This is a genomic window from Chroococcidiopsis thermalis PCC 7203 (assembly GCF_000317125.1).
Lineage (GTDB): Bacteria > Cyanobacteriota > Cyanobacteriia > Cyanobacteriales > Chroococcidiopsidaceae > Chroococcidiopsis > Chroococcidiopsis thermalis.
In genome coordinates, this window is the sequence record NC_019695.1 from 5,465,068 (window position 1) to 5,479,024 (window position 13,957).

The following is a 13,957-nucleotide window of genomic DNA, read 5'->3' on the forward strand; positions in this document are numbered from 1 at the left end:
GAGATTCACATTGGAAACTGAATGCAGCACATTTTGTCACGCCTGAAACCTTACTTGCGCTGGATAATACTAGGCGGGACTTTATTTTTCTTAATAACAGCTTTCAAAAACAATTGGCAAGAAGTAGCAGCAATTCGGATTGCTACTTTAGGATGGCTAACTTTAGCGATCGCTTTATGCGTGACTCTACTTGCCCATATCTGGTCTGGATGGGTCTGGACTTGGATATTAGAGGAATTCAACCAGACCGTCAATATTCCTCAATTCGTACGAGTGTATTTGCAAACAAATATTGCTAAATATTTACCAGGGAATGTCTGGCATTACTACGGTCGAATTTCTGCGGCAAAAACTGCTGGTATTCCTACCAGCATAGCAGCTTTAAGCGTATTGTTAGAACCTCTATTAATGGCGGCTGCCGCAATCCTGTTGGCTTTGCTAGGAATCCAATCGGCGATCGCTCTAACTCAAAGTTATATCCAATTGTTACTATTTTTTGTTTTGGCTGGGGTATTGTTAGCAATTCACCCTCATTTGCTAAACTTGGCGATGCGGCTGCTCAGTCGAATGAAATTTCAATCGACTACTACAAATACAAGCGATCGCGTTCTCTGTCAAATTAAACGCTATCCTTGGCGACCTTTATTGGGAGAATTGGGTTTCGTGGGATTGCGAGGAACGGGTTTTTTACTAACTTTACTAGCTATAATTCCGCTGTCAATAGAGCGTATTCCTTTATTATTTGCTGCTTTTAGTTTAGCTTGGGTACTGGGATTAGTAATTCCTGGTGCGCCTGGAGGTTTAGGAGTCTTTGAAGTCACGGCGATCGCTTTATTGCAACACAGCTTTTCTACGGGTGCAGTCATTAGCGCGATCGCTTTATATCGCTTTATTAGTATTACTGCTGAAGCTGCTGGCGCGGGATTAGCTTGGTTAAATGAGAGATTGATCGTCGGTAATTGATGGTTGGTGGTTGGTTACCTGCAAATCATCAATGATGAATGACAGATAGTAGCAATTTTCAATCATTGGCGAATAATAGATATTTTTATAACTATGTGAATATTTGTTCGCCCTACAAATATCGATAAAAATCAGGTGAGCATTGCTCACCATACAAATGTTCTACAAATTTAATAAGATATCATTTAACTGATATTGTCATATTGTCTGCATAAATTGCAAAGATAATCGTGAAAATTTCAATAAAATTAGTCATCCAAACGCAACTTTCTGGAGACTTTTCATGATACATAATTAAGTCGGCAACACAAGCTTCTAAACGTATTCGTGCGGGTTGACAAATTAAGACAATCTTCAATAAGAGTATGACAACCGTGAGCGGATTACCTTGCGATATTAATGATTCTAGTAGTGGTGAAGGCTGTTTTCGCTTATCTGTTGTTAAATAGTCTATCAGTTTATTGCATGTTTTCAGCAACATTGTATCGGTTAGTAGCTGATCGTGCCAGGTTTCATATAACGAATCTAATTTATGCCATAAATTGAGTTTTAAGGTATCAGAAAACTCCTGACTTTCTCCATAGCAGAGTAGATAGTCTTTTAAACTTTGCTTAAACTTTTTGTAGTTCTGTCCTTGAGTTGTTTTGCTAAATACGTTAGCCATGTTTGCATAGCTGTAAGTATCGCGTTTAGCTACAATAAGCTTAATGACTCGGAGAATTTCATCTCCTACATCTGTCGGATTTTGAATTTGGCTGTCGATTCCAGCAGATTCAAATCGTGCCATATACATCGCCAAGTCAAACTTAAATCTACACCGTAGTTGTAATGCTCGATTTCTAGCTGCTTCTCGTTGTTCGATTGGGTTTCTTAAGTCGTTGTATTGAGTTGAGAGCAAGATTGGTGCATAGCGAGAATTCCAACGAGCGTGTTCTTGAAATTTAGCCTGAGCATACAATTCTAATTTTTGATAATCGTCGCTTTTAGCAAAAGCTTGCATCCAACCTCTTAAGCGATCGACCATTGGCGAAAGAGACTTTCGCTTAGTAATCGGATCGTTTAAAATTTCCAGTAGCTGTTGGATGTATTTAAATTTTCTTTTAGAAACCCAGTTATTGACGAGAATATAACACGACCGTTTGAGCGTATAATGAAATTCTTGGCGATCGTTGGCAAATACAATTTCATATATAGAGCGGATGACATTGGAGTTAATTGGGTCATCATCTTGAATAAATAAATGTCTGAATTCCTTCAAAACATTTTCAGGCGACCACTGCTTAATAATATCTAACAAGTAAGCATATATAGTTTCCTGTGCTTCTTCAAAGTTGCTTGTTTGCCGCGAGGTAAGATTGCTTGCAGTTTGTGCTTCGCTGGACGAACCAGTAGCATCGAAGATAGTAGGCTTAACCATACAATGCCTTTCCATGTAGGAAGCGATTTTGTTCGCGCTCGAATTAGGTGTTATATAGTATGAACTATAGTTTAAAAAGTTTTAGTACAGTAGAGTATTTCTGTGCAATTTTATCGTAAACATGTGGTAAACAAACATCCGTAAAATTACGGGTAGAGGGGTTCGAGAAAGGAAGATTTCTGAGTAATATTGCGGGATAGTTTATAGCTATTTCAATGGAAAAGTTGGCAGACAATTGCAATCGGAGCAAACACGTAAACACGTAATTAAAGCACAAAAACCTACGCTGTTAGCGTAGGTTTTTAAAGTATCTTATGGGGGCGGAGGGACTTGAACCCTCACGACCGTTTAAGGTCAACGGATTTTAAGTCCGTAGCGTCTGCCATTCCGCCACGCCCCCTTAGCTATCAGTGTGAGTTTTGACAGGGTTGTCTACCCCGCTTTACTATTCCAGCACTAAAGGGGAATTTATGCAACTAAAAAAAGAAAGTAGGTGTGGAGATAAGGGAGAGGGGGGAGACAAGGGAGATAAGGGAGATAAGGGAGAGGGGGGAGACAAGGGAGAGGGGGAGACAAGGGAGAGGGGGGAGACAAGGGAGATAAGGGAGAGGGGGGAGACAAGGGAGACAAGGGAAAATTCGTAAGTCGGAACAACTTACCACCTGCCACTCACCTCACCGATCGCTGATAACTGATAACTGAAGAGCGGTACAATATCTAAAAACAGGGAATACACCTTAGTTAACAAAGAACTCGCCTTAGGCGATCGCTCGTTCATTTATACCTACTTGGGAAAAAATTTATGATGGTAGCCCTACTGTACTTAGCTTTGGCAGGAGCATACTTGCTTGTCGTCCCAATTGCACTACTGCTCTACTTAAATCTCAGGTGGTATACGGCTACTTCCTTCGAGCGCGGTTTTATGTACTTTATGGTATTCTTTTTCTTCCCAGGTTTATTGGTTTTATCGCCCTTCCTCAACTTTCGACCCAAGCGCCGCCAAATTCAGACATAGGTAAAGAATTACATAGGAGTGGTTGACACAGTTGCAATGCGACGAATTGACGCGATAGGAGTGACTCTAGGAGTCTTTGCTGCTGGAGGCTTAGCATACGTTGCTTTAAAAGTTGCTGGCTTAGATAATCTAGAAGCTGGGATCTGGAGCCAGCTATTATTAGTAGGTGGTTTGATTGGATGGCTGCTAAGCTATATCTTTCGCGTGATGGGGAAGAAGATGACCTATCACCAGCAGCGAAGTGCCTATGAAGAAGCTTTCTGGCAAAAAAAGTTAGACGAACTCTCACCGGAAGAACTGGAAAAGCTGCAAGCCGAACTGGAAAAAGAAGAAAAGATTAATTCGTAACCCCTAATTTATGACTGCTATTTCCGAGTGTTTTAAGTCTTTGCGCGATCGCCATGAGTGTGCCTTGATCCCATTTATTACAGCAGGCGATCCTGACTTAGCAACGACCGCTGAGGCACTACGGGTTTTGGATGCGGCTGGTGCAGATATTATCGAATTGGGCGTTCCTTACTCCGATCCACTGGCTGATGGACCGACGATCCAAGCAGCAGCTACCCGCGCTTTGCAACGGGGAACAAAGTTAGAGCAAGTCTTGGAGATAGTCGCGGCTGTCAAGTCAGATTTGCGATCGCCAATTGTTTTATTTACTTACTACAACCCGATTTTATACCGAGGGATCGAGCCGTTCTTTCAACAGATCTCTCAAGCCGGGGTCGCAGGGTTAGTCATACCAGATCTGCCTCTAGAAGAGGCGGAATACGTCTTGCAGGTGGCAACCCAATATGGGGTAGAAGTTATACTACTAGTGGCTCCTACCAGCTCGCCAGAACGAATTGAGGCGATCGCACGGCATTCCCAAGGATTTATTTATTTAGTGAGCGTGACTGGCGTAACTGGGATCAGAACTGGATTAGAAGCACGAGCGCAGGACTTGTTACAACAAATTCGGCAGATGAGCGATAAGCCAATCGGAATTGGCTTCGGCATTTCTCAGCCAGAACACGCAGCACAAGTAAAACAGTGGGGTGCAGATGCAGTCATTGTGGGTAGTGCCGTAGTGAAGCGTCTAGCTGAAGGGACACCAGAGCAAGGACTCGCTGCGATCGCCGAATTTTGCCGCAGTCTCAAAGCTGTTATTGCCAACAAATAATTTTGCCACCTGCTCCCTACTCCCTGCTCCCTTACCCCTGATAACTAATAACTGATAAAGAACGAAGTTGAACTCACCAGGCAAACTGATTGTATTTGAAGGTGTTGAAGGTAGTGGCAAGACAACACAAATTCAAGCCACACAATCCTGGCTTCAGGAGCTTTTCAGCTCTGCGATTCCTAAACGAGATGTCATTGTAACGAGGGAACCTGGGGGGACTCAATTAGGGGCAGAACTGCGCTCCTTGCTGCTGGAATCTAGAGGTGAAGCACCCATACTCAGCACGACTGAATTGTTATTGTACGCCGCCGATCGCGCTCAGCATGTAGAAGAAACGCTCAAGGTGGCGATTGCCTCTGGCACAATTATTCTGTGCGATCGCTATACCGATTCCACGATTGCTTATCAAGGTTACGGTCGCGGTTTAGATTTAAATTTAATCCATCAACTCAACGCGATCGCAACTGCTGGTCTGGAAAGCGACTTAACAATTTGGTTAGATCTCGATGTAGAAGTCGGTTTATCCAGAACTAAAGGACGGGGAAGCAACGACCGCATCGAACAAGAGGCGATCGCCTTTCATCGTCGCGTTCAACAGGGATATTTAGAATTAGCTCGACAAGATCCGCACCGCATTGTACGAGTTGATGCTAGTTTGAGTGAAAGCGAAGTTCGTCAACAGATTCAGACGATTTTGCGCCAAAACTTAGCTGAAATACTGCAACAATGAACTCAAAACGGAGACACGGACAAGATCGTGCTGTTGTCATAGGAGGGAGCATTGCTGGTATGCTGGCTGCACGGGTACTAGCAGATTATTTTGCGACTGTCGCGATCGTCGATACAGATATGCTACCCAGCCAGCCTCAATCTAGAAAAGGCGTACCCCAATCAGTACAACCTCACGTTTTGTTTGCCAAAGGGTACAGAATATTAGAAGAACTTTTTCCGGGAATCGGTGCTGAACTCTCTACTGCTGGCGCACTATCAATTGATTGGTTGCGGGAGTTTCATCACTTTACCTACAGTAACTGGAGTGCCAACACGACATCCGCCTCAGAAATCATTTCCTGCACTTGCAGTCGTCCGCTGCTAGAGTGGGCAATTAGACGGCGTATTTTAGAGATACCTAATATTGAAATTATTGCCAAACATCGCGCAACGGGTTTGGTGCGCGATTCTCATGGCGATCGCGTTACAGGTATTCGCCTACGTCCCGTGAGTGAAGTCACAGAGAGCGAACTAGTCGCTACATTAATTGTCGATGCTAGCGGTCGTCGTTCCCAAGCACCACAATGGCTAGAAAGCGCGGGATTTACCCCACCAGATGAAACCGTCGTCAATCCATTTCTCGGTTATGCAACGCGCCGCTACCGCGCTCCGGTAGGATTTGATGCAGATTGGAAAATTATGTTAATATCCCAATCTCCACCAGAGAATACACGATTGGGATATTTAGCCAGAATCGAGGGAGGAGAATGGATTGCTACACTAGGCGGCTACAGCAAAGATTTTCCGCCATTGGACGATGAAGGCTTTTTAGCATTTGCCCGCAGTCTACCCAGTCAGAGATTTTACGAGGCGATCGCATCTGCCGAGCCTGTGTCACCTACCTACGCTCATCGTGCGACTGCTAACAGACTGTACCACTACGAAAAAATTAGGCTACCGCAAGGTTTTGTTGCTTTAGGCGATGCAGTTTGCGCCCTGTGTCCGATTTACGGGCAGGGGATGACAGTCAGCGCTATGGGAGCGATCGCATTACGCGACTGGATAAAGCAAGGATATGGCTCTCATGTAAATGCTTTAGATTTAGATACCTCAGACTTTCAAAAACGTCTAGCTAAAACGACTGCTTTAGCTTGGACTATAGCAACGACTCAAGACTTAGGCTTTCCCAAAACGGAGCAGCACCCAACTAACAATTCAAATAAATCATCGTCAGGCAAGCTAGGCAAGTTCATGCGTTGGTATAATCGGCAGTTGATGAAAGGTACGAGTTCTAGACCAGAACTACATGCCTTAGTGTTGGAGGTAGGGCAAATGCTCAAATCGCCACTTAGCTTCTACCATCCCAAGATCGTCTGGCAGGTGTTGACAGTTATCAGTGACTAGTGACTGGTGGCTGGTGGCTAGATGCTTCCGATTTGCGACTTCTGTACGGGCAGGTTTTGACCCAAGATTTACTGCCTCAGTTGTCGAGCTATTTGCTAAAACTACCCTTACGACTTCTATAAGGGCGGGTTTTGACCCAAGATTTACTGCCTCAGTTGTCGAACTATTCGCTAAACCCGCTCCTACGACTCACGACTTACAACTTCTCCATGACCGCTTCTTTTGCCCAACTCATAGGACAGCATCAAGCAGTAGAATTATTGACTCAAGCGATCGCGCAAAATCGCGTTGCTCCAGCTTATTTATTTGCGGGACCGGAGGGCGTGGGAAGATGCATGGCAGCCAAATACTTTGTAGAACAATTATTCTGCTCTCAAATTCCAGATTCCAAGCAGCAACAAGTGCGCCAGCGCTTGCAGTTGGGCAATCACCCTGATGTTTTGTGGATCGAACCGCCTCAGCCTGAAGAAAAACGCAAAGCAGCACCAGTTATCCGCATCGAACAAATTCGCCATATCGAGCAATTTCTCAGTCGTCCACCTCTGGAAGCACCTCGTGCTGTAGTCGCGATCGAGTCAGCCGAATCCATGACAGAGGCAGCGGCAAATGCGCTATTAAAAACCCTGGAAGAGCCAGGACAGGCGACAATTGTGTTGATCGCTCCCTCTACTGCATCGTTATTGCCAACACTGGTATCGAGATGTCAGCGCATTCCTTTTTATCGCTTGGACTCTCAGTCTTTAGCTCAAGTACTACAACAAGTCGGCTACGCGCATATTTTGAGCCAACCAGCTATTTTGGCACTAGCGCAGGGCAGCCCAGGGGCAGCGATCGCGGCTTGGCAAAAGCTAGAGGGAATTCCGGCTGAATTACTGGCAAAACTTCAGCAGATTTCTCCATCTTGCCATGAAGCTCTAGATCTTGCGCGTCAAATCGATCGCACTCTGGATTTAGAAACTCAAATTTGGTTGGTAGACTATCTTCAGTATTGCTACTGGCAAAAGTTTTTGGCTAGAGAAATGCAGCACTTTCCCTTGGAAAAACTGGAGACAACTAGGCGTTACTTACTCTGTTATGCCCAGCCTCGACTTGTTTGGGAAGTCACGTTACTAGGTTTGACAGATGTAGAGATGTTGCGGGAAACGCCTTTATATCTATAAAATCACCCTATAGATAGTTGCTAATTTTGCCGTTGGCAAAAAAGCCCAAGGCGATCGCAATTGTTAAGAGTTACAAAAATTGCGCTCTACTTTTGCCAAGTTTATGATTAATTTGCCAACAAGTGGATCTTTTTGCCAAAATTGCAATGAAAGAAAAATCTTTAGAAAGAGGTGTCGATGGTTTTCTGATTTTGCTGTTGCCGATAGCATTCGCGATCGTCATCTTCTTTACAACTTGGCCTTTACTGCTGGGGCTAGCAATCTTTAGTATTGGTTATAAAGTATGGCAGTACTATCAGTGGCAACAATGGAGTCGGCAAGTTAATCCCATTTTTTTGCAAGTTATTCAAGCTAATCAAGGTCGGATCGCACCATTAGATTTAGCAATCAAGGCAAATTTGTCTGCTGCTACAGCTAAATACTATTTAGATAGTAAAGCAGCCGAATTTGGCGCTCAGCGACAGGAATATAAAGACTTAGGGACAGTCTATTACTTTATCACCTCCAGCACTTTAGGCAGTATGCTGGACAAGAGCGAACCGCTTAAGGAGTTAGAGCCAGCAAAAGAAAAAGCTCAGAATGCTCAGCAAATTGCCTCACAGTCAGTTAAGCAAGCCGAATCGCTTCCGTTAGAAACTGTCTCAGCTTTTTCTCCTACTCCTAATGCTCCAGAAAGCGCAACCTCCATACAATTGCCACAGCCGGACGACATCGCAGTAGCTACAGAACAATCAATATCCCACAACCAAAATCAACCTTTACCCCAAACCCTGATCCAGTCAGAACTGGCTAAGCGGCTGAATGTCTATTCCAGCACTGTGTATAAGCGGCGAGACGATCCAGATTTTCCTGAGTGGACTCGCAGTCGCGATCCTGATGGCATTTCTTGGGGATTTTCGGCTGAAACTAAGGAGTTTTATCGAATTTAGCGAGTGGTTGGTGGCTGGTGGCTAGTAGTAGAATTCTTCATCTAATCACTAGTCACCAGCCACTAGTCGCTGCCTCGACGAGCTGATAACTGACTTCCTCTAGCCTCGGAAATAGAGTTTAAATCGTGTTTTGCCATTTTTTGCAGCAATCCCGCGAGGATGTGGTTGACTATACCGATTCCTTCGTAAATCCAGCTAGTGTAAACCTGGATTAGGCTAGCACCAGCGATAATTTTTTCCCAAGCATCTTCAGCCGTAAAAATTCCTCCAACACCAATAATTGGTAACTGTCCTTGAGTTTGTTGGTAGATAAACCGAATAATTTCTGTAGAGCGATCGCGTACGGGTAAACCGCTGATTCCTCCAGCTTCTTCGACAATTGATTTGCCAGTTTTAGCAATTATCTGCGTTTTTAATCCATCCCGGCGGATTGTGGTGTTGGTGGCAATAATTCCAGCCAATTGATAAGTTTGGGCAATGTCAAGAATATTGACGATCGCTTCCCACTCTAAATCGGGAGCGATTTTCACTAAAATTGGTTTTCTTCCCTGATTTTCCTGTTGCAAGGCATCTAAAATTAAGCCTAACTGAGCTGCGTCTTGGAGCGATCGCAACCCTGGAGTGTTTGGAGATGAAACGTTCACCACAAAATAGTCACCCCAGGCTTTCAACAACCGAAAACTGTTGAGATAGTCGGCTGCGGCTGATTCTAAGGGAGTAATTTTTGATTTGCCTAAGTTAATGCCTAAAGGTATTGGTCTAAAAGTAGGAGAGTTATTGTTCTCAGCTAACCGTTGCGCCATCACCTCTGCGCCATGATTATTAAAACCCATGCGATTGAGAACGGCAAAGTCTTGAGGCAATCGAAATAGACGCGGACGAGGATTTCCTGGTTGAGGATGAAATGTCACCGTCCCCATTTCGGCAAAGCCAAAACCAAAATTCGACCAAATATGAGCCGCTACCCCATCCTTATCAAACCCAGCAGCTAATCCCAAAGGATTAGGAAAGTCGATTCCCCAAAGTTGCTGTTGCAATCGCTTGTCTTGCAAACCTGTAGATTTTTGCAGTTGTTCTAAAATCTGTTTCACACCAGGACGCGCGCGATTTCGATCCAGCCAATCTAAAGAATGAATGACGCGATCGTGCATCCACTCAGGATCGGCTTTAATGCCATCAAATAGAAACGGTCTAATTGCAGATTTGTAAATATCCACTTTTTCAGTTATCAGTTATCAGTAAAGAGTAGTGCGTGGTGCGTGAAGAAAGGGTGTAGGGAATTGGTAGTTGGTAGTTGGTAGTTGCACCTTAAGCCCCTCTGCTCCCCTGCTCCCCTGCTTCCTTGTCCCCCTTGTCTCCCTTCGCCCCCTAATCCCCACTCCCTTCGGTCGTGGGATCCCCGAGTTCCCCCTTGTCCCAAAACAACCTAATCCCCATTCCAAAGTCTCTCTACAGTCCAATGACGATCGCTTGATTGATAAATCCTCACACCCGGAATTTCGGCTTGAGTGACGAGTTGTTCGACCTCATCAATTGTAAAAGCTGCGTGCAAAGAATCGCGAAATAAATCTTTCTGGCGATCGCTGTATTCCGTACCAATTCCTTCAACTAACCGATCTATAGTCGCCGCATCACTTGGACGAATTAAATCTCTAATACAAATGGCTCCTTTGGGTTGCAATACTCGTTTGAGTTCTTGCAAAAAAGGCAAGGGGTTCGGTAAGTGATGAACGAGGCTGTTAGAAATGATTAGATCGAAGTAATCGTCAGGGTAAGGTAGGCGCTTAGCATCTACTATTTCCAAACTAATTCGCTCTTGCAAGCCTGCGGCTTTGACGCTCTGAAAACCTAATTTCAACATATTTTCTGCCAAGTCAATTCCCCATATTTGCCAATGAGGATGCATTTGACTGAGAATAATTGGAATTCGAGCTGTACCAGTCCCCGCATCGAGAACTTTAGCTGTGTCCATCCGACATAACTCACTTGCGGTTTGAGCAAAAGCAGTGTTGACTTCTACGAAATCCATCGCATCGTATTCAACTGCTTCTTCCCAAGAGTCCATCACTTCCGGTTCTAGAATTCTGAGTAATTTGTTATTGGTCATTGGGAAGTGAGTAGTGAGTAGTAAGGAGTGAGTGGCTAGTGACTGGTGACTAGTGACTAGAAAAGAATCCAGCCACTGGTTCCACTGTCAACTGATAACTTTCTAACCAATAGAGGCTAGCAGTTGCAATTTGATGGTTTCTTGCTAATGTTACCGTATCTAAGCCATAGGTGGAAAAGGTGGTGTAGGAACCTAAAAAACCTACCGAAGCGTTGCACAAACCATGAAGTCAGATAATAGCGGCTCAAAGCTCCAGCGCTCGCACCAAAACTAATCGCGATCGGATTGCGAATTGCTGGCTGTTGCAGTGCTAACAGTTGGATTAAATCTTTCCAACTCATAATCATGAGTAGTTGGTAGTAAGATGGGCATGGCTCACCTTACTATAAAATTATCTGTCATCTACAAACGATCGCTCGCTACTACAGCGAGCGTAGTCAGTAGTTCTGGAACGCAACAGTTATGAATACCAATATTTTTGTATTCTAGTTATCAGATATTCTTAAAATACTGTTTTTTAACGTTTGATTCTCGATCGGTCTTCATATTTATTACTACCGATAGATTCAAAATCTGTATAGATAGTAGCAATTAAGTAATTTCCTTGAGAAAAAATTGTGGCATGACACAACAATGTTCTCTCACCCCTCATAAAGGTGAGTAGATCCGTACTCAAGGGGGAGGTTATCTGCCTCCTAAATCTGAATCAAGGTCGATACAATTAGAGTGCGCTTTGAGTAATGTTGTTGCTATACAAATTCAGCGTTAATAACAGCATTACAAGGAGAAAATATATGCAGAATCAGTTCAGAACAGTTGCACTGCTAGGTTTATTAAGTGGTTTATTAATTGCAATCAGCTACTGGATTCTTGGTGGTAGCGCTGGTGTTATAACTGGTATTGCCATTGCTGCAATTACTAACCTAGTATCTTGGTATCAGTCAGATAAGATCGCACTGGCAGCTTATCGCGCCCGACCGATTAGTCCCCAGCAAGCACCAGGACTATATCAAATGGTAAAACGGTTGTGCGATCGCGCTCAATTGCCGATGCCTGCACTGTACCTCATTCCCTCGCGGGCAGCGAATGCTTTTGCAACTGGACGGGACCCCGAACACGCAGCTGTTGCTGTAACGGAAGGAATTTTAGAATTATTGCCAGAAGATGAATTAGAAGGTGTCATTGCTCACGAATTAACTCACGTCGCAAATCGAGATACCTTGACGCAAGCAGTTGCAGCGACGATCGCAGGGGCAATTTCTTTCTTAGCTCAAATGGCTAGCTATGGTTTATGGTTCTCTGCACCAACATCTAGAGATAATCGCGGTGGTGCCAACCCGATTGGAATCTTACTGACAGTTGTACTTGCGCCTGTTGCAGCAACAATTATTCAACTCGCTATTTCGCGGACGCGCGAATTCTCGGCTGATGCTGGTTCGGCACGGATGACTGGCAATCCTCGGGCTTTGGCAAGAGCGCTACAGCGGTTGGAAAGTGCTGCTAGACAGGCACCGATGGTGGGTAATCCTGCTTTTGAACCGCTACTGATTGTTAATGCTTTTTCAGGACAATTCATGAGTGGATTGTTTTCCAGCCACCCATCAACTGAGGCGCGGATCGAGCAACTTTTAAAATTGGAAAGAGAGTTACCGCAGTCTACTAAGTTTTCCTTCGGTCAGTAGTCATCAGTTAAAGCAAGCAAAAGATCGCTAGTTACTCATTTAGGAGATCGAACCATGACTAATGAAATTGGCAATCAAGAAGACAACTCCGTGAAAATCGAAATCATTCCCCAAGATAGCAGCGCTCTTGTTGACGAGCAAATGCCTGGGGAAAGCGATGAAATTAAAAACGAAACAAAAGCCTTGATTGAAGCAATTAGAACCCGCGCTCAACTAGAGGCACAATCTGCCGGTTCTTTCACTCGCGAAACGTATATAGAAGCTGTACGTAAGGCAAGGGAGTTTGTAGAACGGAATCAGCCTTTGATCGAAAGAGATCGCCTAGAAAACTCCTACGAACACCTTAAGCAAGAAGCCGAGAAGAACTGGGAATCGATTGCCAGAGAAATACACGAATTTGGCGATCGGCTGGCAGATGCAGCTAAAGCCGCTTGGGATGCCTTTACTGCTCCTCGTGGTTCTAACCGCTAGTTATTTGATGAAATAGTGTCAAGTTTAAAACAGCAATGTTTTGGAACAGGAGAGTGGCGATCGCGACTCTCCTGTTTTCTGTTGGTCAGATCGGCAGAGTTCAATATCTAACTTGCTTATCTAAATTTGCTGACAATCTTCAAAAAATCTTCGTAAAAACTCGTACCAGCCTTGTAGTACTTTTTAAAGTATCGAGTTTCTCAAATTCGATTGACTTTTTGCGATCGCTAAAAATCTGCCATAGCTGTTGAAACTCGCCTTCAGCAGCTTCCTTCGTGCTGTTTTGAGATCTAATTTATATGAGAAAATTCGGATTTAGGGTTGTACTAATCGCGATGGCTGTGTCAATGTTTGTCCTCGCCATTGCCTCTAAAGGAAGTTTTGCTCAGGATTCTCGCCCCATTACTGCTAAAGCAACCATCTTCGGTCCCGATATTGCTGGAGAATTAAAGCTACGACAAATTAGTAATGGAGTTACTCTTGTCGATCTTTCTCTTAAAGGAGATCCTAGCGTTCTCACGCCGGGATTACACGGCATTCACTTCCACGAAAAAGCTATTTGTGATGAAGGAGCAGAACCCCGATTTAGTACTGCTGGCGGACATTTCGACCCAGGACCATTCGGTAGCTCCTTACCTGTTCAAGAAAACCACCCTTATCATTTAGGAGATTTACCAAATATAGATATTAATCAAAAAGGTGAGGGCAGACTGATAACTGCTACAAGTCGTATTACCCTTTACGAAAGCCCTGTCTCTCTATTTGATGAAGATAGCAGCGCTATCATCGTTCACCAATTACCCGATTTAATGATATCTGGAGGCACGGCAGCACAATCGGGCGGCGGTCGGCTTGCCTGTGGCGCGATCGAACAAAGCTAAACTTCTCGATTCTTCAGCAGATAATTGGCAAGGAATAAGTCAGAAGTTAAAAGTTAAA

At 44.2% G+C, this 13,957-nt stretch carries 17 protein-coding genes, 1 tRNA gene and 1 pseudogene; 12 read left to right on the plus strand and 7 right to left on the minus strand.

What is annotated here, in order from left to right; all coding sequences use genetic code 11:
• The first annotated feature begins 21 nt into the window (after nucleotides 1–21).
• Nucleotides 22–963 (plus strand): lysylphosphatidylglycerol synthase domain-containing protein, encoded by a 942-nt coding sequence (locus CHRO_RS23755; RefSeq protein WP_015156775.1) that lies wholly within the window; start codon nucleotides 22–24, stop codon nucleotides 961–963.
• 181 nt (nucleotides 964–1,144) lie between these two features.
• Here CHRO_RS23755 and CHRO_RS23760 read toward each other — a convergent pair whose 3' ends face one another.
• Together CHRO_RS23760 and CHRO_RS23765 are read right to left on the minus strand one after the other, a co-directional pair.
• On the minus strand, nucleotides 1,145–2,380 hold the full coding sequence (locus CHRO_RS23760; RefSeq protein WP_015156776.1) for a hypothetical protein: 1,236 nt from the start codon (nucleotides 2,378–2,380) through the stop codon (nucleotides 1,145–1,147).
• A gap of 315 nt (nucleotides 2,381–2,695) precedes the next feature.
• Nucleotides 2,696–2,780, minus strand: a tRNA-Leu gene (locus CHRO_RS23765).
• Between the two features lie 70 nt (nucleotides 2,781–2,850).
• Between CHRO_RS23765 and CHRO_RS31345 the strand changes: the two genes are divergently transcribed.
• Nucleotides 2,851–3,024, plus strand: coding sequence for a hypothetical protein (locus CHRO_RS31345; RefSeq protein WP_015156777.1), 174 nt, complete (start codon nucleotides 2,851–2,853; stop codon nucleotides 3,022–3,024).
• Nucleotides 3,025–3,035: 11 nt separating this feature from the next.
• Here the strand turns inward: CHRO_RS31345 and CHRO_RS34560 are convergent, their stop codons facing one another.
• Nucleotides 3,036–3,158: a hypothetical protein gene (locus CHRO_RS34560; RefSeq protein WP_258184091.1), complete on the minus strand. Its 123-nt coding sequence runs from the start codon at nucleotides 3,156–3,158 to the stop codon at nucleotides 3,036–3,038.
• 24 nt (nucleotides 3,159–3,182) lie between these two features.
• On the opposite strand from CHRO_RS34560, the gene ndhL reads away from it, so the two are divergent.
• From ndhL to CHRO_RS23800, 7 genes are all read left to right on the plus strand, one after another.
• Nucleotides 3,183–3,395, plus strand: coding sequence for an NAD(P)H-quinone oxidoreductase subunit L (gene ndhL / locus CHRO_RS23770; protein WP_015156778.1), 213 nt, complete (start codon nucleotides 3,183–3,185; stop codon nucleotides 3,393–3,395).
• Nucleotides 3,396–3,431: 36 nt separating this feature from the next.
• A complete protein-coding gene (locus tag CHRO_RS23775) occupies nucleotides 3,432–3,743 on the plus strand; it encodes a DUF3007 family protein (RefSeq protein ID WP_015156779.1) in 312 nt (103 codons plus the stop codon).
• A gap of 10 nt (nucleotides 3,744–3,753) precedes the next feature.
• Nucleotides 3,754–4,554: a tryptophan synthase subunit alpha gene (trpA, locus tag CHRO_RS23780; RefSeq protein WP_015156780.1), complete on the plus strand. Its 801-nt coding sequence runs from the start codon at nucleotides 3,754–3,756 to the stop codon at nucleotides 4,552–4,554.
• A 67-nt stretch (nucleotides 4,555–4,621) separates the two neighbouring features.
• A complete protein-coding gene (gene tmk, locus CHRO_RS23785) occupies nucleotides 4,622–5,284 on the plus strand; it encodes a dTMP kinase (protein ID WP_015156781.1) in 663 nt (220 codons plus the stop codon).
• Nucleotides 5,281–6,669 carry an FAD-dependent oxidoreductase gene (locus tag CHRO_RS23790; RefSeq protein WP_015156782.1) on the plus strand — a complete coding sequence of 463 codons (1,389 nt, stop codon included), beginning with the start codon at nucleotides 5,281–5,283 and terminating at the stop codon, nucleotides 6,667–6,669. The genes tmk and CHRO_RS23790 overlap by 4 nt, the downstream gene beginning before the upstream one ends.
• A gap of 209 nt (nucleotides 6,670–6,878) precedes the next feature.
• Complete coding sequence (gene holB, locus CHRO_RS23795) at nucleotides 6,879–7,829, plus strand: DNA polymerase III subunit delta' (protein ID WP_015156783.1); 951 nt, start codon at nucleotides 6,879–6,881, stop codon at nucleotides 7,827–7,829.
• A gap of 146 nt (nucleotides 7,830–7,975) precedes the next feature.
• The gene (locus CHRO_RS23800; protein ID WP_015156784.1) at nucleotides 7,976–8,758 is read left to right on the plus strand and encodes a hypothetical protein; all 783 of its coding nucleotides are present in this window, start codon (nucleotides 7,976–7,978) and stop codon (nucleotides 8,756–8,758) included.
• Nucleotides 8,759–8,820: 62 nt separating this feature from the next.
• Here CHRO_RS23800 and CHRO_RS23805 read toward each other — a convergent pair whose 3' ends face one another.
• The 4 genes and pseudogenes from CHRO_RS23805 to CHRO_RS34945 form a co-directional block, all read right to left on the minus strand.
• Entirely contained in the window at nucleotides 8,821–9,975 is a 1,155-nt protein-coding gene (locus CHRO_RS23805) for a quinone-dependent dihydroorotate dehydrogenase (RefSeq protein ID WP_015156785.1), read from the minus strand.
• Between the two features lie 18 nt (nucleotides 9,976–9,993).
• On the minus strand, nucleotides 9,994–10,137 hold the full coding sequence (locus tag CHRO_RS32845) for a hypothetical protein (protein WP_158631768.1): 144 nt from the start codon (nucleotides 10,135–10,137) through the stop codon (nucleotides 9,994–9,996).
• Nucleotides 10,138–10,184: 47 nt separating this feature from the next.
• Nucleotides 10,185–10,865 (minus strand): class I SAM-dependent methyltransferase, encoded by a 681-nt coding sequence (locus tag CHRO_RS23810; protein WP_015156786.1) that lies wholly within the window; start codon nucleotides 10,863–10,865, stop codon nucleotides 10,185–10,187.
• Nucleotides 10,866–10,914: 49 nt separating this feature from the next.
• Nucleotides 10,915–11,173 (minus strand): annotated as a pseudogene (locus CHRO_RS34945) (fluoride efflux transporter FluC).
• 486 nt (nucleotides 11,174–11,659) lie between these two features.
• On the opposite strand from CHRO_RS34945, the gene CHRO_RS23820 reads away from it, so the two are divergent.
• The 3 genes from CHRO_RS23820 to CHRO_RS23830 all read left to right on the plus strand — a co-directional run bounded on the left by CHRO_RS23820 (nucleotide 11,660) and on the right by CHRO_RS23830 (nucleotide 13,899).
• Nucleotides 11,660–12,547, plus strand: a complete 888-nt coding sequence (locus CHRO_RS23820) for a M48 family metalloprotease (protein ID WP_015156787.1) — start codon at nucleotides 11,660–11,662, stop codon at nucleotides 12,545–12,547.
• Between the two features lie 54 nt (nucleotides 12,548–12,601).
• On the plus strand, nucleotides 12,602–13,018 hold the full coding sequence (locus tag CHRO_RS23825) for a hypothetical protein (RefSeq protein ID WP_015156788.1): 417 nt from the start codon (nucleotides 12,602–12,604) through the stop codon (nucleotides 13,016–13,018).
• 335 nt (nucleotides 13,019–13,353) lie between these two features.
• Nucleotides 13,354–13,899 (plus strand): superoxide dismutase family protein, encoded by a 546-nt coding sequence (locus CHRO_RS23830; protein WP_015156789.1) that lies wholly within the window; start codon nucleotides 13,354–13,356, stop codon nucleotides 13,897–13,899.
• Nucleotides 13,900–13,957 lie beyond the last annotated feature (58 nt).